Source organism: Embleya sp. L77 (assembly GCF_055557415.1).
Map to the genome: position 1 here is coordinate 1,166,812 of NZ_CM145709.1, position 21,993 is coordinate 1,188,804.

Sequence of the window (21,993 nt, forward strand, 5' to 3'; positions counted from 1 at the left end):
CCGATGGCCGGCCGATGCGCCGTCCGCCGCACTCGACCGGTCGCACACCGCTCACCCGCCGGTCACCCACTTCGGCGCGCGCTTCTCCCGGAAAGCGGCCATGCCCTCGGTCGCGTCCGCGGAGGCGAACAACTCGGCGGAGCGCTGCGCGAGGGCTCGGCCGTCCCGGTCGAAGCCGGCCCGGACCGCGCCGGTGGTGAGCTTCTTCGACTCGATCAGCCCCTGGCGCGAGCACAGTCGGAACGAGGCGACCAGCGCCTCGACCGCGTCGTCCGCACCGCCGACGCCGTCGACCGCGCGGGTGAGCAGCCCGATCCGCTCGGCCTCCACACCGTCGAACACATCGCCGGTGAGGAAGTACCGCGACACCGAGCGCGGGTCCATCCGCGGCGCCGTGGTCAGCGAGATCACCGCCGGACTGAGCCCGAGACGCGCCTCGGTGAAGGCGAAGGTGGCCTGCGCGGGCGCGATCGCCAGGTCGGCGGCACCGACCAGACCGATGCCGCCCGCGCGCGCGTTGCCGCGCAGGTGCGCGACCACCGGCACCGGTACCTCCACCACCAGGCGCAGCAGCGCGAGCAGTTGCTCCGCGCCCTGGGCCATGCCGCCCGCGGCCGCCTCGCGCAGGTCCATGCCCGAGCAGAAGGTCGGTCCGGTGTGGGTGAGCACCACCGCGCGCACCCGCTCGTCCACGCCGGCCTCGGCCAGGTGGTGACGCAGCCGGGCGACCAGACGCGCGGAGAGCGCGTTGCGGTTGGCGGGCGAATCCAGCGTGATGGTCGCGATACCGTCGTCCAGGCTCATCTGCACCGGGTCGTCGGTCGGGCTCGGGTGTCCCGGCTCGGCGTTCGGGGTGCTGCGTACCGGCTCGGCGTCCACGGTTCTCCTCCGGGTTCGGGGCGGTCGGCGCGACGGCCGGGGGTGGCCCGGGCCGCGCGGGCCCAGCGCCGCGACCGGCGGTGCTTGCCCGTCGCGATACTGGTGCCGTGGGGGCGTGTCTTCGGCCCCCGCCGAGCACTACGACGCCCGACGGGCGATCGAAGACACGTCCTAGATCCTCACACGAGCGGCTCACCTTCGATCGAACCGCGTCGCTTTCATGTTCCTTTCATGTCGAGCGCGCACATTGGGACGACACGCTTTGTGCCGAATCCACACGGAGGGTGTCCGCGTGCGACCGTGGGGCCACCCGCAGTAATCGTTCCCCCGGATCCGCCGAATCAAGGAGTCGCCGCCATGACGCCCGCCGCCGACACCGGAACGCCGCCGCACATCCTCGTCGTCGACGACGAACCCGCCGTCCGCGAGGCGCTCGAATCCAGCCTGCGCTTCGAGGGCTACCGGGTCACCCTCGCCGACGAGGGCGTGGCCGCGCTCACCGCAATCGCCGGCGACGAGCCGGACCTGGTCCTGTTGGACGTGCTGATGCCGCGGATGGACGGCCTGACCGCGTGCCGGCGACTACGCGCCCGCGGCGACACGCTCCCGGTGCTGATGCTCACCGCCCGCGACGCGGTCGGTGACCGGGTCACCGGGCTCGACGCGGGTGCGGACGACTACCTGGTGAAGCCATTCGAACTGGACGAACTGCTGGCCCGGGTACGGGCGCTGCTGCGGCGCAGCGCGATGTCCGGACCGAGCGAGGCGGTGGACGACGCGCTGGTGTTCGCCGACCTGCGGATGGACACCGCCGCGCGCGAGGTCACCCGGGCCGGTCGGCCGATCGACCTGACCCGAACGGAGTACTCCCTGTTGGAGCTGTTGCTCACCCACCCGCGCCAGGTGCTGACCCGGGAACAGATCCTGCGCAACGTCTGGGGATTCGACTTCGAACCCGCGTCCAACTCGCTCGACGTCTACGTGATGTACCTGCGCCGCAAGACCGAGGCGGGCGGGCTCCCCCGCCTGGTGCACACCGTGCGCGGCGTCGGCTACGTGCTGCGTGCGGCGGAGACGCCGGCCTGATGCATCGTCACCTGCCGCTGCGCGCCCGCCTGGCGCTGCTCACCGCGCTCGCCGTCGCACTCGCCGTCGCGGCGGCCGCGGTGACCTGCTGGGTGCTGACGCGCAATCGGCTGCGCGAGCAGATGGACCGCACCCTGGCCACCACCGGGACGCCGTTCCTGAATCCGCGCGGCGGGCCCGGCTCCACCATCTCCGACATCTGCGCCCACCCCGCACCGCCGTTCCAGCGCGGCCTGTTGACCTACCAGGTGATCCGGGCCGACGGATGGTCGTGCACCCAGTTGGGCACCGCGACCGACCCGGTCGGCCCGGTGCCGGTGAGCGCGGCGGACAAGGAGGTCGCGGCGGCGAACGCCGCGGAGGACCGGAAGGTCGTCTTCCACGACGCGACGACCAAGGACGGCAAGCACGTCCGGGTGATGACGCAACACGTGAGCCGGGACACGGCGGTGTCGGTGTCCCGGCCGCTGGGCGAGATCGAGAGTTCGCTGGACAGCCTCGCCGTGTGGTTGGCGATGGTGAGCGCGATCGGCATCCTGGGCGCCGCGACGCTGGGCCTGTTGGTGGCCCGGGCCGCGCTCAGGCCGGTCGACCGACTCACCGAGGCAGCCGAGCACGTGGCCCGCACCGAGGATCTGGACACCGTGATCCCGGTCGCCGGTAGGGACGAAATCGCGCGCCTGGGCCGCTCGTTCAATGCGATGACCGCCTCGCTCAAGGCCTCCCGGCTGCGCCAGCAGCGGTTGATCGCCGACGCGGGACACGAACTGCGCACGCCCCTCACGTCGTTGCGCACCAACACCGACCTGCTGCTGCGCAGCGAGCAGACCGGGCGGCCGATTCCGCCCGCCGACAAGGAGCGCCTGCTGCGCAACGTCAAGGCGCAACTGGTCGAACTCTCCGACCTGGTCGGCGACCTGCTGTTGCTGGCCCGCCCGGAACACGTGGCCGGCACGCCGCCGACCACGAGCGCCGCGCTGCACACCGCGATCGAACGGGCGGTGGAGCGGGCCGGATTGCGCGCGCCGGACGCGCGGATCGAGGTGGAGATCGAGCCCTGGTACGTACGCGGTGAACCCGCCGCGCTGGAGCGGGCGGTGGTCAACCTGCTCGACAACGCGCTCAAGTTCGGCGGTTCCGGCAGCGAGGCGACGGTGCGGGTGCGGCTGGTGGACGGCGAACTCACCGTGCGCGACCACGGACCCGGCATCGCCGCCGACGACGTCCCGTACGTCTTCGAACGCTTCTGGCGCGCGCCCGCCGCCCGCGGCCTGCCCGGCTCCGGCCTCGGCCTGGCCATCGTGGCCCGTACGGTCGCCGACGCGGGCGGCACGGTGGCCCTGGAACCGGCGGACGACGGGCCCGGCACGATCGCCAGGATCCGACTGCCGGGCACGGCGGGGTAGCCGCGCGTCGGGCATGGCCGACCCCGGCCGGCCTGCGCGCGACCTCCGCGGTGTTCCGGCCCCGGGCCTGGCCGCGCTGCGGCCCGGAAGGACTGGGTCGCCGTGGTCCCTGCTCGGGTTGGTCGCGCTGCGGCCCCGAAAGGCTGGGTCGCCGCTGTCCCTGCTCGGACAGCTCGGACCACGAGGCGGCCCGGACGGTCGAATCGCCGCGGCCCCTGCCCGCGCCACGAGCCGGCCCCGACGCTCCCGCCGATCACGGGCCGCCGCCCACGAACGATCACGGGTCGCCGCTAACGAATCACCTGGATGCGTGCAGTCGCGGTCGCCACCGCCACGGGTTTGCCGTCCGCACCGACGAGTTCACCGGCCAGGAAGCACACCTCCCGGCCCCGCTGCACGACCCGCCCGCGCCCCAGCAGCCGTCCGGGACGGGCCGGCCGCAGGAACTGCACGTGCAGATCCAGCGTCGGCGCGAACCGATCCGCCGGCAAGGTGGCGACCAGCGCCGGCCCCAGGGTGTCGTCGAGCATCGCGGCCAAAAACCCGCCCTGGATCATCCCGACGGGGTTCACGAACCGCTCGTCGGCCGCGAACGCCACCTCGATGGTCCCCGCCTCCGGATCGACCTCGACCAGTTCCCACCCGAGCAACAACGCGGCAGGCGGCGGCATGACCCGCCCCTCCACCACATCCCAGAACGGCCCCCGCCTACGCTGCCCGTCGGTGTCCATGCCTCCAGTGAACGCCACGTCACCGACAGGTCGGCCGAGAACCAGGTACCGCCGCGCCCCCTTTCGGCCCGAACCGTCCCTGCTGCCGTGCCTCAGCTCTCGTCGGCCCGGCCGGGGCACCATGGCGGTACCCGGCGGTCACGGTCGGCGTCGTCGTGCGCAAGCGACGCCATGCCGTGCTCAGGTACAGGGCCAAGCCCACGTTCACGGTGATCGCCGGGGCGATCAGCGTCCAGGCGAGCGAGTGCGGGGCGACGAGGCCGCGGTTGACGACCATGGCGGGCAGGGTGGCCAGGACCAGGAGCACGCCGGACACGGCGGCGGCCGCCTCGCGGGCGGGTGGCACCGCGCCGGGCGCCACCGCTCGGATGCCGCTGCTCGCACGCAGACCGGACAGGGCGGCGGCCGTGGCGAAGACGCAGCCGAAGCCGAGCAGAATCAGTCCGATGTTCACTGCCGGCGGCCGTTGTTCCCATGGACCGGCCGGGCCGGCGAGCATGGCGAGGCACCATACGGCCGCCAGTACGGGCAGTGCGCCGAGGGCCGTCGCACCCAGGCGTCGGACGCCACGTCGATGGACGGCCTCGTTGTAGGCCCGGGCCACGACGGCCGCGGGACCCCATTCGGCGACGGCTCGGCGCGCGGCCTCGGCCGGGTCGGCGCCGTCGGCCGCGTGGGCGTCGGAACATTCCAGGAGCCCGTCGAGTGCCTCGTCGAGGATCGCGCGCCGGCGACGACGCGGGCCGATCAACGCGGCGGCCAGGGCGTCGAGGTACTCCACGATCACGGCGTCGGGTGCCGTCCCGGGGCCGCTCACGGCGTGCCCGCCCATCCCGGCTCCACCCCCAGGACCCCCGACACCACCGAGGTGAACTCCCGCCAGGACGCTCGTTGTTCACTCAACGACCGGCGACCCGCGCGGGTGAGTTCGTAGCTGCGCCGGCGACGACCACCGTGAACGGACCAGCGGCCGGCGATCAGACCCGCCGTCTCCAGGCGGTGCAGTGCCGGATACACGGTGCCGGTGGGCAGCGCGATGTGTCCGCCGCTTCGGGATTTGAGCTCCTCGACGATCGCGTAGCCGTGCTGTTCGCCGGGTTCCAACACCGCCAGCAGCATGCCTTCGAGATGCCCCTTGAGCACGTCGGCCTTCATGAGTAGCCAGGCTACACCGGGGCTTCCGGAAAACCGTCCGCTGCCTGCTGTCCGCCGCCCGCGACCGTCGCCGGCGGCCCGCCGAGTGCCGCCCGGCCGCCGGATGCACTCATAGGTAGTCACGCTATGCATAGAATCCGCTCCATGCATAGCGTGACTACCTATTCGGAAGGTGGGACGAACCGTCGTGGAAGCGATGACGCGCTGGGTTCTCGGACACCGGCGCCTGGTGACCCTGGTGTGGTTGGTGCTCGCCGCGGCGGGCGTGGCCACCGTCGGGGGCACCGTCGATCGGCTCGGCCAGGGCTCGGAGTTGCCCGGCCGGCCCGGGCAGCAGGCCAACGACCTGATCGTCGAACGATTCGGCGGCACCGGCGGCCGCAATGCCCCGCTGCTGCTCGAACTGACCGTGCCCCACGACCGCCACGTCGACGCGCCGGACGTGATCGCGCAGTTCGACGCGGTCGTCCGCCGGGTCACGCCCCCCGGCGGTCGGCATGCCTCGTACGCCGACGCCGGTGACCCGGCGCTGATCTCGGCCGACAAACGCACCACCGTGGCCCTGATCTACCCGCCCGGCGGCGAGGGTCCGAACGCGTACGGCGCGACCGTGGGCCGGATCCGCGCCGCCGTGGCCGACACCCGGATCGCCGACGCGCCCGTACGGCTCACCGGCCGGCCGCTGCTCACCGGCCGGGACAACGGCGCCGCCCGCAGCCCCGTCGCGGAAACGCTGCTGGGCGCGGTGGGTGCGATCGTCGTCCTCGGCCTGACCTTCGCAAGCGGCCTGACCCTGGTCCCGCTGCTGGTCGCCGGGGTCGCCATCCCCACCACGTTCCTGCTCGTGGGCGGCCTGACCCGGGTCACCGACGTGTCCTTCATCGTGCAGTTCCTGGTCGCGCTGATCGGTCTCGGCATCGCGATCGACTACGCGTTGCTCGTGGTGACCCGATGGCGGGAGGAGCGCGCCCGGGGCGACGACCACGATCCGGCCCACCGCGTCGAGGCGATCGTGCGGGCCGCGGCCACCGCCGGCCGTGCGGTCCTGCTCAGCGGGGCCACCGTGGCACTGTCCCTGGCCGCACTCGTGGTCCTGCCCGTGCCGTTCCTGCGCAGCGTCGGCTACGCCGGTCTGCTGATGCCGTTGGTGAGCGTCGCGGTGACGCTGACCCTGCTGCCGGTCGTCCTGTACGCGTGGGGCGCGCGCCTGGACGTCCCGCGCCGTGCCCCGCGCCCGGACAGTCGGCTGTGGTCGCGGATCGCCCGCGCCACGACGCGCCGGCCGGTCCTGGCCGCCGTGCTCAGCGGCGCGTTGCTGCTCGCGCTCGCCGCGCCCGCGCTGACCCTGCGCCTGGGACAACCGCAGGCGGCGTCGCTGGGCCGGGGCGGCGAACCGGCCCGGGTGTTCGCCACGATCGAGGCGGCGGGCTTCGGCGCGGGCATCGCGCAGCCGATCGAGGTGGCCACGACCGGCGATCCGGTCGCGCTCGCCGCGCGACTCGCGGCCGAGCCGGGCGTCTCGGGCACGCTCGCCCCCGCCGCGTGGGCGGACGGCGGCCTGCGGGTCGTGGACGTGTGGACGAGGCGGGACCCGGCCACCGACGCGGGTCGCGATGCGGTCGGCCGGGTGTTGGCGGCGGCGCGCACGACTCCCGGGACCCAGGCCGGCGGCGGCCCCGCCCAGGACCGCGACTTCGTCGACGCCGTCTACGGTTCGCTGCCGACCGTGCTCGCGGTGATCGCGCTGCTGACGTTTCTGGTGCTCGCCAGGTCGTTGCGCTCGGTTTGGCTGCCGATCAAGGCGCTCGTGTTGAACACGGTATCCGTGGCGGCCTCCTACGGCGCGATCGTGCTCGTCTGGCAGGAGGGTCACGGCAGCGAACTGCTCTTCGATACGCCGGCCACGGGCGCGATCACCGTGTGGGTCCCGATGGCCGTGTTCGCGTTCCTGTTCGGATTGTCCATGGACTACGAGGTGTTCATCCTGAGCCGCATCCGCGAGGCCCATCTGCACCTGACCGCCGAAGGCGTGCGGGACACCACCGAGGAGTCGGTCGTGATCGGCATCGGCCGCACCGGGCGCCTGGTCACCTCGGCGGCGCTGATCCTGTTCCTGGCCTTCGTGGCGCTGTCCACCGTGCCGATCACCGACGTCCGGATCCTGGCCACCGCGCTCGCGGTCGGCATCCTCGTGGATGCGACGATCGTGCGCGGCGTGCTCGCGCCCGCCCTGGTGACCCTGCTGCGCCGAGCCAACTGGTGGTTCCCGCCTGCCTTCGCCCGGCTGCTGCGGGTCGGGCCGGTCCGTGCGACCACCACCGGGACGGCCCGCCTCGACGCCGGTTCCCGACCGTGACGCGGCCCGCCCGGGCCCACGGCGGGCCCGGGCGGAGCGCATCCCGGCGCCCGACGCGCCCGCTCGCGGTCCGCGTCACTCCTGCGCGAAGGCCGCCAGGTGCTCCAGCAGCAGCCCGGTCAGGGCCTCCGCGCCGTTTTCGGGGACCCAGTGGTCGACGCCGGCGAGCACCTCGAAGCGGTACGGACCGGTCACCGAGGCAGCGGTGGCCTCGGCGGCGGCGCGACCGAAGGCCACGTCCCGATCGCTCCAGACGTAGAGGGTCGGGACGTCGATGTCGCCGATGTCGCGCAACACCTTCGGGTCGATCGCCCGGTACCAGTTCAACGCCCCGGTCAGTGCGCCCGGTTCGCGCAGGACCGCGAGGTAGCGTTCGGTGATCTCGGCCGGCAGCGAGGCGAACACCGCGCGCAGGTAGGCCGCGTCGTCCGCCAGCAGCTTCTCCTCGGCCACCCCGCGGGTGCGGAACAGCCGCATGTACGAGGACTGTTCCCGCTGGCCGGTGGCATCGTCGCGGACCGCCGCGGTGAGCGCGACCGGGTGCGGCGTGGACACCACGGTCAGCGTGCGCAATCGCTCCGGCCGCAGGCCCGCGACCTGCCACGCGAGTGCGCCGCCCCAGTCGTGCCCGACCAGATCCACCCGGGGCACGCCGAGCGCATCCAGCACGGCGATCACGTCGCCGACCAACTCGTCGCGTCCGTAGGCCGATTCCTGGGGCGGCCGAGCACCCGGCGAGTAGCCGCGCTGATCGAACGCGATCGCCCGGTAGCCGGCCCGGGCCAGGCCCAGGAGTTGCGCCGTCCAGGAGGCGGACATCTGCGGGAACCCGTGCAGGAACAACACCGGTCGGCCGTCCGCCGGACCGGCCACTCGGGCGTTGAAGACCCATCCCCCGGCCGGGATCTCGACGGCCTCCACGAACGGTTGCGCGGATTCCGCGCCCACTGACCTACCCGCCGAGGTGTTCATCCGACCTCCGGATCGCTGTGTCGCGGTGTGCCGGTCTTCCGACCGGCAGCATAGGCGTCTCGGAACGCGAGATTCGCATCCCATGGCCGTCCCGCGCCAGCCCCCGTCCGGCCACATGTCGATGGCACCCCGGTTTCCGGCCGCCACGGCGATTCTCATCCCACCTTAAGAAACGCCTCAGACGGCTCCCATGCCGTCTCGACACCGTCGCGGCATGAGCCTGACGACACCGATTCGCACCCGGATCGTGGACGTGGTCGTGCCCGTCTACAACGAGGCGCACGTCCTGGCCGCGAGCGTGCGCCGCCTGCACGCCTATCTGCTCGACGGATTCCCGTACGCCTTCCGCATCGTCGTCGCCGACAACGCCAGCACCGACGCGACCTGGCAGGTGGCCCGCGAACTCGCCCGCGAACTGCCGCACGTACGCGCGGTGCACCTGGACCGCAAGGGCCGCGGCCGGGCGCTGCGCAAGGTGTGGGCCGAGTCCGACGCGGACGTGGTCGCCTACATGGACGTCGACCTGTCCACCGATCTGGACGCCTTCCTGCCGCTGGTCGCGCCGCTGGTCAGCGGCCACAGCGATCTCGCCATCGGCACCCGGCTGGCCCGTTCGGCGGCGGTGGTCCGCGGGCCGCGCCGCGAGGTCGTGTCGCGGTCGTACAACCTGCTGCTGCGCGGGGTGTTCGCGGCGCACTTCTCGGACGCGCAGTGCGGGTTCAAGGCCGCCCGCACGGTGGTCGCCCAGGCGCTGCTGCCGCACGTACACGACGAGGAGTGGTTCTTCGACACCGAACTGCTGTTGCTCGCCGAGCGCAACGGGCTGCGCATCCACGAGGTCCCGGTGGACTGGATCGACGATCCGGACAGCCGGGTCGACGTGCTGCACACCGCGCTGGACGATCTGCGCGGCATGGCGCGGGTGGCCCGGCGAATCACGGCCGGCACGTTCCGGGTCGCGGTCCCGCCGCGGGTGCGCGAGGCGCGGCTGCCACCGGCGATGCGCGCCCAACTCCCGCGCTTCGCGCTGATCGGGCTGGTCAGCACGCTGGCGCACCTGGTGCTGTACATCCTGCTGCGCGGCGACATGGGGGCGCCGGCCGCGAACGCGTTGGCCCTGACGATGACCACGATCGCGAACACCGCGGCCAACCGTCGATTCACCTTCGGGGTCCGCGGGCGTGCCGGGGTGTGGCGCCATCAGGCCCAGGGCGGCTTGGCCTTCGTCGTCGGCCTCGCGTTGAGCAGCGCGACCCTGGCCGGTCTGCACGCCGTGGTCGCACATCCGGCGCGTGCGGTCGAACTTGGTGCGCTGGTCGGTGCGGGGGCCGTCGCCACGATCGTGCGGTTCCTGCTGCTGCGGGTGTGGGTGTTTCGCGCGGCGGGGGTCGGGCGCTCTGGGTATCCGGTCGATCGTGGCGATCCGGCCGACCCGGCGAAGTCCACGGATCCGGGCGGCCGGGCGGATGCGGCAACCGCGACAGGCCCGGGCGGCCCGATCGCCTCGGTGACTTCGATCACGTGCAACACGGCGAGCGGATCGGCTGCTTCGGCGAAGCCGACCGGCACGACGGGCGCGATCGGCTGGACCGACTCGACCGAGGTGGTCGACTCGACCGACTCGACCGACACGACCGACTCCGCCGGTTCTTCCGGTTCGGCAGGTGAGGACGCATGACCGCCGTAGTGGCTCCACTGCCGATGCCGGTTCCCGAGACCGGCACCGCGACCGAAAAGCCCTGGTTCGTCCGGCTGGTTCGTGGGCGGACCGCGGACGCGCCCTGGGTGCGGCCCGCGTTGCTCGCCCTGCTGGTCGGGACCGGTCTGCTGTACATCTGGGGCTTGGGTGCCTCCGGTTGGGCCAACTCGTTCTATTCGGCCGCCGTCCAGGCCGGGACGGAGAGTTGGAAGGCGTTCTTCTTCGGATCCTCCGACGCGGGCAACTCGATCACGGTCGACAAGACCCCGGCGTCGTTGTGGGTGATGGGCCTGTCGGCCCGCGTCTTCGGCGTCAACGCGTGGAGCATCCTGATCCCACAGGCGCTGGAGGGCGTCGCCACGGTCGGCGTGCTCTACCTGGCCGTCCGGCGCCGATTCCCGGCCTGGGCCGGCCTGTTGGCGGGTGCGCTGCTGGCCCTGACGCCGGTCGCGGCGCTGATGTTCCGGTTCAACAATCCGGACGCGCTGCTGGTTCTGCTGCTCACCGTCGCCGCGTACGCGGTGCTGCGCGCCCAGGAGACCGCGAGTACCCGGTGGTTGGTCCTGGCCGGTGCGTGCGTGGGCTTCGGATTCCTGGCCAAGATGCTCCAGGCGTTCCTGATCGTGCCGGTATTCGCGCTGGTGTATCTGGTGTGCGCGCCGGTGGGCTTCCGGCGGAGGGTGCGGCAACTGCTCTGGTCGGGCCTGGCGTTGACGATCGCCGGCGGCTGGTGGATCGCAATCGTCGAATTGTGGCCGGAATCGTCCCGCCCCTACATCGGCGGCTCGCAGCACAACTCGATCCTCGAACTGACCTTGGGCTACAACGGACTGGGCCGGCTCAACGGCAACGAGACCGGCAGCGTCGCCGGCGGAGGCGGCGGTCCGCGCGGAGGCGGGGGCAACTGGGGGTCCACCGGGTGGGATCGGCTGTTCAATGCCGAGATGGGCGGCCAGATCTCCTGGTTGTTGCCCGCCGCGCTGATCCTGCTCGCGGTGGGCCTGTGGCTGACGCGACGCGCTCCGCGGGCCGATCCCGCCCGGGCGGCGATCGTGTTGTGGGGCGGATGGCTGCTGATCACGGGCCTGGTCTTCAGTTACATGGCCGGCATCTTCCACGCCTACTACAACATCGCGTTGGCACCGGCGATCGCCGCGGTGGTGGCGATGGGCGCCGCGCTGTTGTGGGAGCGACGCCGGGTACCGCGCGCGGCGGCGGTCGCGGCGCTGACCATCGCGGTCGGCGCGTGGTGGTCGTACCACCTGCTGGACCGGACACCGGACTGGCATCCGTGGTTGCGCCACGTCGTACTCGTCGGCGGAATCCTCGGCGCCCTGGCCGTGTTCGGCGCCGCGTTCGTCGCGCTGCGCGGCCTCGCGCCGGTGGCCGCCACGGTCTCGGTGGCCGCGCTGCTGGCCGGGCCGGCCGCGTACACGTGGGACACGGTCGCCACCGCGAAGGGCGGGTCGATCCCCAGCGCGGGGCCGGCCGGGATGGGCTTCGGGCGAGGCGGGCCGGGCGGCCCGGGCGGACCCGGCGGCTTCGGGGGCGCGCAGCGCGGGTTCCAGGGCGCTCCGCCCGGACAGGTACCGGGTGGCCAACCGGGCCAGGGGGCACCGGCGTTCCCGGGCGTTCCGGGTCGAAACGGGCAGGTGCCCGACGGCACCGGCGGCCCCCGCGGTCAGTGGACCGCCCCCGGCAACGGCGCCGTTCCGCCGGGCACGACGCCACGCCGGGGCGGCGGTGCGGGCGGCATGGGCGGGCTGCTCAACGGCAGTACGCCCGGCAAGGAGGTGGTCGCCGCGCTGAAGCAGGACGCTGACTCCTATACGTGGGTGGCCGCCTCGGTCGGCTCCAACAGCGCTTCGGGCTACCAACTCGCCACCGGGAAGCCGGTCATGCCGATCGGCGGCTTCAACGGCAGCGACCCGTCGCCGACCCTGGCCGAGTTCCAAAAGTTGGTCGGGGATGGTCGGATCCACTACTTCATCGGCGGCGGAGCCGGCGGCGGCATGGGCGACGGCGGCATGCGCAGCATGGGCGGCAGCAACGCGTCGCAGGCCATCGCGACCTGGGTCGAGCAGACGTTCACCGCGAAGACCGTGGGCGGGGTGACCCTGTACGACCTGACCGCACCACCGGGGAATGTTTCCGACGAATCGTCACCAACCGCCTGACGGGCTGTCAATCCACCTACGGTGTGCGGCAAACGGCGGGCCGATTTGATCCGTAGGATCCTCCCCCGTGACGATCAAGATGCGAAAGGTCGGGGCCGGCTTGATCGGCCTGCTGACGACCTTGGCTGTCGTGGGCGGTTCCGCACCGTCCGCGATGGCCGACGAGACGAATCCGACCGGGCCACCACCGAAAGTCGAGCTGGTCCTCGACGTGAGCGGTTCGATGAAGGCCAACGACGCCGGCGGGATGACCCGCATGGACGCCGCGAAGAAGGCCTTCAACGAGGTCGTGGACAGCGTTCCGGAGCCCGCCGATTTCGGCGTCCGGGTGCTGGGGGCCACGTACCCGGGCAACGACAAGGCCAAGGGTTGCGTGGACACCCAGCAACTGGCCCCGGTCGGACGGCCGAACAAGGTCGTGATCAAGAACGAGATCGCCAAGTTGGCGCCGACCGGCTGGACTCCGATCGCACTGTCGCTGCGCGAGGCCGCCAAGGACCTCGGCACCGGAGCGGGCAGCCGCCGAATCGTGCTGATCACCGACGGTGAGGAGACCTGCGCGCCGCCCGACCCGTGCGACGTGGCACGCGAGTTGGCCGCTTCCGGCCTCAATCTGATCGTGGACACGCTGGGCCTGGTCCCGGACGAGAACACCCGTCGTCAGCTCTCCTGCATCGCGGAGGCCACCGGCGGCACCTACACCTCGGTGCTGAACGCGGACGAGCTGTCGCAGAAGGTCCAGCAGATCGTCAAGCGCGCGGTCCGCGAGGCGGACGAGACGCCCGCATCGGTCAAGGGCAGCCCGAACGGCTGCCAGGACGCGCCGTTGCTGGCGCCCGGCGTGTACAGCGACCGCGAGGAGTTCAGCCAGCACCTCTGGTACAAGGTCCCGCTCAAGCCGAACCAGGAGCTGCGGGCCACCGCGACGGTCGGCTCGGACCGCAAGGTGGCGCGCGACTACGACGTGACCATCACCGCGTTCAGCGAGGACGGCCGCGAACTGGTCGGCAACGCGGGGGCGGGCAACGGCCGGACGGACGTGCAGTCCGCCGGTCTGCGCTACCCGTACAAGACGGACAGCGACAACGCGAAGACCAGGACGATCTGCCTGGTCGTCACCAACGCGTTCGCCGCGCAGCCGAACGTGGCCACCAAGCCCGGTCTGCCGCTGGAGTTGACGGTGGACCTGGTCAAGGCCACCGACAGCAAGGCCGCGAACGTGCACGGCCTGGGCCGGGGCTGGGTGTTCCTGGGCGTGCTCGCCGGATTCGGCCTGATCGCCGGGCTGTTGGCCGGTTGGCTGCGCCGCGCGTTCAAGGCTCTCGGGAAGGCGATGTCATGACGAGCGCAATCCGTGGAATCAAGCGGGCGTTGGCGGCCGTCGCCGCGGCGTTCGTGGGCGTGACGCTGTTCGCCGCGCCGGCGATGGCCGATCAGGACGTGCCGCCGGGCACCTCGTTCCTGGGCGCGGGCACGCTGAAACCGGGCGAGGAGGCGCGCTGGTCGGCGTCCCAAGGCGAGTACCTGTACTGGCAGTTCCCGGCCAGGGCGGGCAAGGAGATCCACGCCAAGGTCGATCTGGAGCTGGCCCCCGGCAACGCGCGCAGCGGACCGGTGACCTACCGCATCGAGATCTACGACGGCCTGCGCCGGCGCCAGCCGTGCGTCGAGGGCAAGCAGGTCGCCACGGCGCAGAAGACCGACACCAAAATCGCCCTGACCTGCACGCCGCGCACCGTCCGCGACTGGGCCGAGCCGTGGTCCACCGACCCGCTGCCCGGGATGTACTTCGTCCGCGTCGCCGCGATGGCCGTGCCCGACCTGGACGCGGGCGCCGCGACCAAGGTGACCGTACGGGTGGACACCAAGGACGGCGACGACCAGGTGCCGACCTCGGACCGCCGGCTGGCCGACCCGCTGGTGCCGATCACCAAGGCCGGCTCGGTGCTCAAGAGCGGGCAGACCGCGGACACCCGGTCGGTGGCCTGGGACCAGGACGAGGACCACTGGTACCAGTGGGACTGGATGGACGGCCCGAACGCGCGGTGGTTCTGGACCGCGATGGCGACCTTCGTCGCGGTGGTCTTCGGCATCCTGGGCTACCAGCTCACCCGCAAGAAGCGGCACTGGTTCAGCTGACGGTGATCGGCCGGCGCTTCGCGTCGGCGTGGCGAACCGCCCCGGCGCGATCCGCGCCGGGGCGGTTCGCCATGATCCTCGTGTCGCCTTGACCGATCCGACCGAGCACGGAGCCTGCCATGATCATCGAACACGCGGACATCACCGTCGCGGAAGGCCGCGAGGCCGAATTCGAGGCCGCGTTCCTGCGCGGCCGCGAGGTCGTCGCCAAGTCCGCCGGCTTCCGCTGGGCGCGCCTGATCCGCCAGATCGAGTCGCCCACGTCGTACCTGCTGCTGATCGGCTGGGAGACCCTGGAGGCCCACACGGTCGGCTTCCGCGAATCCGACCTGTTCCCCCAGTGGCGAGCCATCGTCGGCGAGTTCTTCGCGGTGCCCCCGACCATCGTCCACTACGAAAGCGACCTCACCCCGGCCGACGAGACCTGAGCCCCGAAGCCGCCGCCCCCGAGACCCCGGTTCCCACGCGGAGCCGGGGTCTCGGCGTGGGTGCGGCCGCCGAACGGCACGAGACACGCGCCGATGTGCCACTCGATCGACTTCACCAGACTCCGGCGGCTCCACCCGCCTCTCCCGACACGCGCCGCCGCAGCGTCGTCCTCACTTCTCCCACAGGCCCGCCACCGTCAGGGCCGGGTCGATGTCGGCGAGGGCTCGGGTGGGGTCCAGGGTCGGGAGGACGCGGTGGGTCGCGGCTGCGTGGGCGTAGACCAGCAGGAGGTCCTCGGCGGTCCAGCGGACCGAGGGCCAGACGGCGTCCCGGCCCGGGCACAGCCGGATGAGGCGGGTGTGGAACTCGTCGAGTTCGGCCGGATTGGTGAAGGTCCGGGCCGCTTCGAGCGCGTCGTGGTCGGTGCGCAGGAGCGCGTGCGTCGGCACCACGGGCACCCGCATGACCGCGTCCGGGTCGGTATCGGCCATGCCCATGCTGCGCGCGACCCGATGCAGCGCCGACGCCATCAACAGCGCGACGAGCAGCCCGCTGTCCTCCCGCACACCGCCGGACGGGAAGAACCTCGCATCCCAGAAGCGCTGTTCGGTGTTCAGGTGCTCGCGCACGAGCATGCAGCCGACTCCCACGCAGCTCTGTGGCAGGGTTCTGGCAGCCATGCGGCTACGTTACGGCTCCGGTGGCGCACGGTGGCGCAGTTCCGTTTATTTACGACATTGGCCTACTTCGGAGCATCACGTATCGAAGCCGACACGCACCGCCCCGAGCGACCTCGGCGCGGTGCCTCGGGAGCCGGCGGCACGGCACCGCCCGCACCCGCACGCCACCGGACACGTCACCGCGCGCGCCACCACCCGCGCCATCGCGGACGTCACCCCAGCTGAATGGACCGCTTGGAGAGTCCGAACCAGAAGCCGTCGATGACCTGGTTCAGCCGGTCCAGGTCCTCGTGACCCGCGCCCAGCGAGACGAACAGCGGCGCGAGGTGTTCGGTCCGGGGGTGCGCCAGGCGCGCGGCGGGTGCCTTGTGGGTGAAGTCGAGCAGCGCGTCCACGTCGCCGCCCCGGAACGCCTCGTCGCCCCAGTGATCGAACTCGCGAGACCACCCCGGCGCCGGCGCATCCGCCCGGGGATCGAGGCCGCGCAGGTTGTGGGTGAAGAACCCGCTGCCCACGATCAGCACGCCCTCGTCGCGCAGCGGCGCGAGCCGTTGGCCGACCTGATACAGCCGGACCGGGTCGAGCGTGGGCAGCGACATCTGCAGGACCGGCACGTCGGCGTCCGGATACATCTCGACCAGCGGTACGTATGCGCCGTGGTCCAGGCCGCGCTCCGGCGCGTCCCGCACGTCCGGCCCGAGCAGCGCCCGCACCCGCGCCGCCAACTCGGGAGCGCCGGGTGCCGGGTAGGTGACCCGGTAGTAGTGCTCGGGAAAGCCGCCGAAGTCGTACACCAGCGGGATCGTGCGGGTCGCGCCGAGTGCGATCGGGGCGTCCTCCCAGTGTGCGGACACCATCAGGATCGCCGCGGGCCGGGGCAGGTCCGCGGACCAGGAGGCCAGCTGACCGGTCCACAACGCGTCGTCCGCGAGCGGCGGCGCGCCGTGGCCGAGGTAGACGACGGGCATGCGCTGAGCACTGGGCCGGGGCGAGGTGGTGTCCATGGGCCCAGGATACCAAGTAGTTCTACGTTCAACAATTGACACGGCAGGAGGATTCGGCGAGGCGCCCGCGCGCGGATTCGGTGCGGGATCAAGACCGGATTCGGCCCGGGATCACGCACGGATTCGGCGCGGATCGCCGTCGGAAGTAATCCACTGGCCTGCGCCCCGGGGGTGCCACTTATCCTTGACCCCGTAATGGGAACGCCAGTAGCCACATCTCAGCTCGCCGACCTCCAGGCGCGCCTGCCCCACCTGATGCTTCGGGATCAGGACCGTCTGCGCCGTCGCCTCGACCGGACCCGCAAGAACCGCAAGGGCCCGCAGCAGGTCGCCGAGACCGAGAGCCTGATCACCGCGTTCGACGCCGCCGAGATGCGGGTCGCGAACCGGCGCGCCGCCGTGCCCGCGATCGCCTACCCCCAGGCGCTGCCGGTCAGCCAGAAGAAGGACGACATCCTGGCCGCGATCCGCGACCACCAGGTCGTCATCGTCGCGGGCGAGACCGGCTCCGGGAAGACCACCCAGATCCCGAAGATCTGCCTCGAACTCGGTCGCGGCGTACAGGGCCTGATCGGACACACCCAGCCGCGCCGGATCGCCGCGCGCACGGTCGGTGACCGGATCGCCGAGGAGTTGGGCGGACAACTCGGCGACGTGGTCGGGTACAAGGTCCGCTTCAACGACCAGTCCAGTGACAACACGCTGGTCAAGCTGATGACCGACGGCATCCTGCTCGCCGAGGTGCAAAACGATCGGCTGTTGCGGCAGTACGACACGCTGATCATCGACGAGGCGCACGAGCGCAGCCTCAACATCGACTTCCTGCTCGGCTATCTCAAACAACTGTTGCCGCGCCGCCCCGATCTCAAGGTGATCATCACCTCGGCCACGATCGACCCGGAGCGCTTCTCGCAGCACTTCGACGACGCGCCGATCATCGAGGTGTCCGGCCGGACCTATCCGGTCGAGGTGCGGTATCGCCCGCTCGTCGCGGAACTCGACGAGGACGAGGACGACGACGAGGCGGGGACCAAGCGCCGACCCGACGATCGTGACCAGGTGCAGGCGATCAGCGACGCCGTGGACGAACTGCTCGGCGAGGCGTCCGGCGACATCCTGGTCTTCCTCAGCGGCGAGCGGGAGATCCGGGACACCGCGGAGGCGCTGAACAAACGACAGTTGCGCAACACCGAGGTGCTGCCGCTGTACGCGCGCCTGTCCGCCGCCGAGCAACACCGGGTCTTCCAGCAGCACACCGGCCGCCGGATCGTGCTCGCGACCAACGTGGCGGAGACCTCGCTGACCGTGCCGGGCATCAAGTACGTGATCGACCCGGGCACCGCGCGCATCTCCCGGTACAGCCTGCGCACCAAGGTGCAGCGGCTGCCGATCGAGGCCATCTCGCAGGCGTCGGCCAATCAGCGCAAGGGCCGCAGCGGGCGTACCTCGGACGGCATCTGCATCCGGCTGTACTCCGAGGAGGACTTCGAGTCGCGGCCCGAGTTCACCGACCCGGAGATCCTGCGCACCAACCTGGCCTCGGTCATCCTGCAGATGACCGCGCTGGGCCTGGGCGACATCGCCGCGTTCCCGTTCGTGGAGCCGCCGGATCGGCGCAACATCAAGGACGGCGTACAGCTCCTGGAGGAACTGGGCGCGCTGGACCCGAACGAGCCGGACGTACGCAAGCGGCTGACCCCGGTCGGGCGCAAGCTGTCCCAGCTTCCGGTGGACCCGCGGCTGGCCCGGATGATCCTGGAGGCGGACCGCAACGGTGTGGTCCGCGAGGTGCTGATCATCGCGTCCGCGCTGTCCATCCAGGACCCGCGCGAGCGACCCGTCGAACACCAGCAGCACGCCGACCAGTTGCATGCACGGTTCGCGGACAAGGAATCCGACTTCCTCGCGTACCTCAACCTGTGGAACTACATCAAGGAACAGCGCGACGAGCTGTCCTCCAGCCGGTTCCGCAAGTTGTGCAAGAGCGAGTTCCTGCACTACCTGCGCATACGCGAATGGCAGGATCTGCACAGCCAGTTGCGTTCGGCCGCCAAGTCGCTCGGGATCGAGGCGACCGGCGAGCCGCAGGAGCCGAACACACAGCACATCCACACCGCGATCCTGTCCGGTCTGCTCTCGCACATCGGCCTGATGGACCCGGCCAAGCGCGAGTACGGCGGCGCGCGCGGCACCCGCTTCTCGGTCTTCCCCGGCTCGGCGCTGTTCAAGAAGCCGCCGCGGTGGGTGATGGCGGCCGAACTCGTCGAGACGTCCAGGCTGTGGGCGCGGATCGCCGGCCGGATCGAACCCGAGTGGATCGAGCCGCTGGCCGGGCATCTGATCAAGCGCACCTACAGCGAGCCGCACTGGGAACAGAAGATGGCCGCGGTGATGGCCTACGAGAAGGTCACGCTGTACGGCGTGCCGATCGTGGCCGCGCGCAAGGTCGGCTACGGCAAGGTCGATCCGGAGCTGTCCCGCGAGCTGTTCATCCGGCACGCCCTGGTGGAGGGCGACTGGCGTACGCACCACAGGTTCTTTGCGGCCAACCGGCGACTGCTCGCCGACGTCGAGGAGCTCGAACACCGGGCCCGGCGCCGGGACATCATGGTCGACGACGAGACCCTGTTCGACTTCTACGACGAGCGCATCCCCGCCGACGTGGTCTCCGGACGGCACTTCGACGCGTGGTGGAAGAAGACCCACCGGACCGAACCGGACCTGCTGAGCTTCGAGAAGTCCATGCTGATCAACGCCAAGGCGGGCGGGATCACCGAGGAGGACTACCCGAACACGTGGGTCGAACAGGGTCTGGAGCTCAAGCTGACCTACCAGTTCGAGCCCGGCTCGAACGCCGACGGGGTCACCGCGCACATCCCGGTCGCGGTGCTCAACCAGCTCACCGGTGACGGCTTCGACTGGCAGATCCCGGGCCTGCGCGAGGAGTTGGTGACCTCGTACATCCGCGCGCTGCCCAAGGGCATCCGCCGCGGCTTCGTGCCGGCGCCGGACTACGCGCGCGCGATCCTGGCGCGGATCCCGGCCCGCCGGGGGGCGTTGGTGGACGTGCTGGAGCGCGAGCTGAGCCGGATGGCCGGCATGCCGGTCAAGCGCGAGACGTGGGACCTGGCGAAGGTGCCCGACCACCTGCGGATGACGTTCCGGGTGCTCGACGACGACCGGCGCACGCTGGCCGAGGGCAAGGACCTGGAGGCGCTCAAGCTCAAGCTGCGCGACCGGATGCGGGCCGCGGTGTCCGAGGCGGCGAGCACGCTGGACATCGAGCGCACGGGCGTGACCTCGTGGACCATCGGCGAGCTGCCGCGCGTGGTCGAGCAGCGACGCGGGCCGCTGGTGGTCAAGGCGTATCCGGCGCTGGTCGACGAGGGCACCTCGGTGGCGGTCCGGCTGTTCGACAGCGAGCCGGAGCAGTTGCGCGCGATGCGGCTCGGGACGCGGCGCCTGGTGCTGCTGAACGTGCAGTCGCCGGTCAAGCAGATCCAGGGTCGGCTGCCCAACATGGCCAAGCTGACGCTGAGTCACAACCCGCACGGGGGCATCGATGCGCTCTTCGAGGACATCCTCGCGTGCGCGGCGGACATGCTGATCCAGGACGCGGGCGGCCCGGTGTGGGATGAGGCGGGCTTCGTCCGGCTGCGCGACCGGGTCAAGGCGGGGCTGCCTCGGCTGACCGAGGACACCGTGGTCAAGGTCGAGCGCATCCTGGGCGCGTCGCACAACGTCGCCGGGCGATTGAAGGCGACCCGGAGCCCGGCCCTGGCCCCGGCACTGGCCGACCTGAAGGCGCAGTACACGGCGCTGGTACACAAGGGCTTCGTGGCCGCGGCGGGTTGGCGGCGGCTGCCGGACGTGCATCGTTATCTCCAGGCGATGGAGCGGCGCCTGCAGCGCCTGGAGGCGGATCCGGTGCGGGACCGCGAGCGCATGCTGAAGGTCCATCAGATCCAGGCTGCCTACCGGGACCTGATGGACCGCCAGACCAAGGGTGCGCCGATTCCGGCCGACGTCGCGGCGGTTCGGTGGCAGATCGAGGAGCTGCGGGTGAGCTACTTCGCCCAGTCCCTGGGCACGCCGCAACCGGTGTCGGACAAGCGGATCCTGAAGACGATCGAGGAATTGGGGTCGTAGCCGGTCTCACGCTCCGGCGCCGGCACCGTGTCAGACCAGGTCGTTCTTGAACAGGTCGTGGTCGGTCAGCAGCTTCTCCAGGCGCGCCTGGTCGACCCGGCTGACCACGGCCTCACTCTCCTGCCGGTCACGCACGACCTTGGCGATGGTGATGCTCGACGTCACGACGTAAAGCACGCCGAGGCCGAGAAAGGCCCGAATCCAGCGGTCCACCGGCAGATAGACGATCCCGATCAGAACCGCACTCACGGACACGCCGAAGGACAGCGCGGCCTGGACGAAGAAGCCATGGGTGTTGTTGGTGCGCAGCGGCGATGTCATGGCAACAGTCTTCGCCGCGCCGCCGTTTGTCACATGAGTATGTGTACTCAACTCGCCCCGGGGATCCCGGATTCGGCGGCCCGCGAGTTCCGCCGGGGCCGCCGACGCCAGGATCGTTGCCGATGGGTCAACGGTAGGCCCAGTGGCCCTTCCGGTCCTCGGGGTTCAAGGCACACGTCACGGACTCACCCTGCTTCGTGATGCCCGGGGCTCCGATCGGTGAACAGAACTGACCTCTCCCGACGCCCGTCTTGACCGCCGGCGGATCGGTCTTCGGTGGATCCGCCTTGGGGGTCTCCGCCTTCGGGGCCTCCGTCTCCGGCGCACTGACCACGTCCTGCGGCGGAGCGGCCGGCGGTGGTTCGGCGACAGCCGTGCCGGCGGGCGGAGTCGGTGTGCCGCTCACGGGAGTCACACTCGTCGACGGCGCCGTGCGCGTGGGCGCCGGTGTCGTCGCCACCCCCGAGGGGGCCGACGTCGAAGCCGGTGTGACCTTGTCCGCCTCGGAGTCGTCCTTCGAGTCGGACAGCGAACTCGCTGCGGCGGCCAGGAAGACCACGCCGGCGACGACCGCCACGCCGATCTTCAACGGGCGTTGCCAGTTCACGTACTTCCACATCAGGAAGATGCCCACCGGCGCGAACACGATCAGCAGCACGACGATCCACACCGTGCGCTGATACCAGGGAAGTTGCGGCTGAGGTTGCGGCGGAAACCCAGGCGATGGCGGAGCGGACGAACCGTCTCCCCAGCCCGGGCCCCCACCCGTTCCATATGACATGCGCGAATACTGACAGCAACCAACCGAAC

18 protein-coding genes are annotated in these 21,993 nt (G+C 71.3%); 9 read left to right on the plus strand and 9 right to left on the minus strand.

Features of this window, described 5'->3' with window-relative positions; translation table 11 throughout:
- Window positions 1-51 precede the first annotated feature (51 nt).
- Window positions 52-879: an enoyl-CoA hydratase family protein gene (locus tag ACZOOI_RS04680; RefSeq protein ID WP_465279545.1), complete on the minus strand. Its 828-nt coding sequence runs from the start codon at window positions 877-879 to the stop codon at window positions 52-54.
- A 357-nt stretch (window positions 880-1,236) separates the two neighbouring features.
- Here ACZOOI_RS04680 and ACZOOI_RS04685 point away from each other — a divergent pair, with 357 nt between their 5' ends.
- Window positions 1,237-1,965 carry a response regulator transcription factor gene (locus tag ACZOOI_RS04685; protein WP_391585022.1) on the plus strand — a complete coding sequence of 243 codons (729 nt, stop codon included), beginning with the start codon at window positions 1,237-1,239 and terminating at the stop codon, window positions 1,963-1,965.
- The gene (locus ACZOOI_RS04690) at window positions 1,965-3,371 is read left to right on the plus strand and encodes a sensor histidine kinase (RefSeq protein WP_465279546.1); all 1,407 of its coding nucleotides are present in this window, start codon (window positions 1,965-1,967) and stop codon (window positions 3,369-3,371) included. Before ACZOOI_RS04685 ends, ACZOOI_RS04690 begins: the two co-directional genes overlap by 1 nt.
- 290 nt (window positions 3,372-3,661) lie before the next feature.
- Here the strand turns inward: ACZOOI_RS04690 and ACZOOI_RS04695 are convergent, their stop codons facing one another.
- The 3 genes from ACZOOI_RS04695 to ACZOOI_RS04705 are packed head-to-tail and all read right to left on the minus strand — an operon-like array spanning window position 3,662 to window position 5,257.
- Complete coding sequence (locus tag ACZOOI_RS04695) at window positions 3,662-4,102, minus strand: PaaI family thioesterase (protein ID WP_465279547.1); 441 nt, start codon at window positions 4,100-4,102, stop codon at window positions 3,662-3,664.
- Window positions 4,103-4,121: 19 nt separating this feature from the next.
- A complete protein-coding gene (locus ACZOOI_RS04700) occupies window positions 4,122-4,934 on the minus strand; it encodes a hypothetical protein (RefSeq protein ID WP_465279548.1) in 813 nt (270 codons plus the stop codon).
- Window positions 4,916-5,257, minus strand: coding sequence for a PadR family transcriptional regulator (locus tag ACZOOI_RS04705; protein WP_465279549.1), 342 nt, complete (start codon window positions 5,255-5,257; stop codon window positions 4,916-4,918). The genes ACZOOI_RS04700 and ACZOOI_RS04705 overlap by 19 nt, the downstream gene beginning before the upstream one ends.
- Before the next feature lie 196 nt (window positions 5,258-5,453).
- Between ACZOOI_RS04705 and ACZOOI_RS04710 the strand changes: the two genes are divergently transcribed.
- Window positions 5,454-7,613 carry an MMPL family transporter gene (locus tag ACZOOI_RS04710; RefSeq protein ID WP_465279550.1) on the plus strand — a complete coding sequence of 720 codons (2,160 nt, stop codon included), beginning with the start codon at window positions 5,454-5,456 and terminating at the stop codon, window positions 7,611-7,613.
- Between the two features lie 75 nt (window positions 7,614-7,688).
- Here the strand turns inward: ACZOOI_RS04710 and ACZOOI_RS04715 are convergent, their stop codons facing one another.
- Window positions 7,689-8,585: an alpha/beta fold hydrolase gene (locus ACZOOI_RS04715; protein ID WP_465279551.1), complete on the minus strand. Its 897-nt coding sequence runs from the start codon at window positions 8,583-8,585 to the stop codon at window positions 7,689-7,691.
- Between the two features lie 214 nt (window positions 8,586-8,799).
- On the opposite strand from ACZOOI_RS04715, the gene ACZOOI_RS04720 reads away from it, so the two are divergent.
- The 5 genes from ACZOOI_RS04720 to ACZOOI_RS04740 all read left to right on the plus strand — a co-directional run bounded on the left by ACZOOI_RS04720 (window position 8,800) and on the right by ACZOOI_RS04740 (window position 15,028).
- Window positions 8,800-10,263: a bifunctional glycosyltransferase family 2/GtrA family protein gene (locus ACZOOI_RS04720; RefSeq protein ID WP_465279552.1), complete on the plus strand. Its 1,464-nt coding sequence runs from the start codon at window positions 8,800-8,802 to the stop codon at window positions 10,261-10,263.
- The gene (locus tag ACZOOI_RS04725) at window positions 10,260-12,461 is read left to right on the plus strand and encodes an ArnT family glycosyltransferase (protein ID WP_465279553.1); all 2,202 of its coding nucleotides are present in this window, start codon (window positions 10,260-10,262) and stop codon (window positions 12,459-12,461) included. The genes ACZOOI_RS04720 and ACZOOI_RS04725 overlap by 4 nt, the downstream gene beginning before the upstream one ends.
- 67 nt (window positions 12,462-12,528) lie before the next feature.
- Entirely contained in the window at window positions 12,529-13,803 is a 1,275-nt protein-coding gene (locus ACZOOI_RS04730; protein WP_465279554.1) for a VWA domain-containing protein, read from the plus strand.
- Window positions 13,800-14,600, plus strand: a complete 801-nt coding sequence (locus ACZOOI_RS04735) for a peptidase (RefSeq protein ID WP_465279555.1) — start codon at window positions 13,800-13,802, stop codon at window positions 14,598-14,600. The genes ACZOOI_RS04730 and ACZOOI_RS04735 overlap by 4 nt, the downstream gene beginning before the upstream one ends.
- A 119-nt stretch (window positions 14,601-14,719) precedes the next feature.
- On the plus strand, window positions 14,720-15,028 hold the full coding sequence (locus ACZOOI_RS04740; protein ID WP_465279556.1) for an antibiotic biosynthesis monooxygenase family protein: 309 nt from the start codon (window positions 14,720-14,722) through the stop codon (window positions 15,026-15,028).
- 171 nt (window positions 15,029-15,199) lie between these two features.
- On the opposite strand, the gene ACZOOI_RS04745 is transcribed toward ACZOOI_RS04740, so the two are convergent.
- Both ACZOOI_RS04745 and ACZOOI_RS04750 read right to left on the minus strand, forming a co-directional pair.
- Window positions 15,200-15,709, minus strand: coding sequence for a hypothetical protein (locus ACZOOI_RS04745; protein WP_465279557.1), 510 nt, complete (start codon window positions 15,707-15,709; stop codon window positions 15,200-15,202).
- A 212-nt stretch (window positions 15,710-15,921) separates the two neighbouring features.
- The gene (locus ACZOOI_RS04750) at window positions 15,922-16,713 is read right to left on the minus strand and encodes a dioxygenase family protein (protein ID WP_465279558.1); all 792 of its coding nucleotides are present in this window, start codon (window positions 16,711-16,713) and stop codon (window positions 15,922-15,924) included.
- 195 nt (window positions 16,714-16,908) lie between these two features.
- Between ACZOOI_RS04750 and hrpA the strand changes: the two genes are divergently transcribed.
- Window positions 16,909-20,862, plus strand: coding sequence for an ATP-dependent RNA helicase HrpA (hrpA, locus tag ACZOOI_RS04755; protein WP_465279559.1), 3,954 nt, complete (start codon window positions 16,909-16,911; stop codon window positions 20,860-20,862).
- Between the two features lie 30 nt (window positions 20,863-20,892).
- Here hrpA and ACZOOI_RS04760 read toward each other — a convergent pair whose 3' ends face one another.
- The gene (locus ACZOOI_RS04760) at window positions 20,893-21,183 is read right to left on the minus strand and encodes a YiaA/YiaB family inner membrane protein (protein ID WP_465279560.1); all 291 of its coding nucleotides are present in this window, start codon (window positions 21,181-21,183) and stop codon (window positions 20,893-20,895) included.
- Window positions 21,184-21,310: 127 nt separating this feature from the next.
- The gene (locus ACZOOI_RS04765; protein ID WP_465279561.1) at window positions 21,311-21,853 is read right to left on the minus strand and encodes a hypothetical protein; all 543 of its coding nucleotides are present in this window, start codon (window positions 21,851-21,853) and stop codon (window positions 21,311-21,313) included.
- Window positions 21,854-21,993 lie beyond the last annotated feature (140 nt).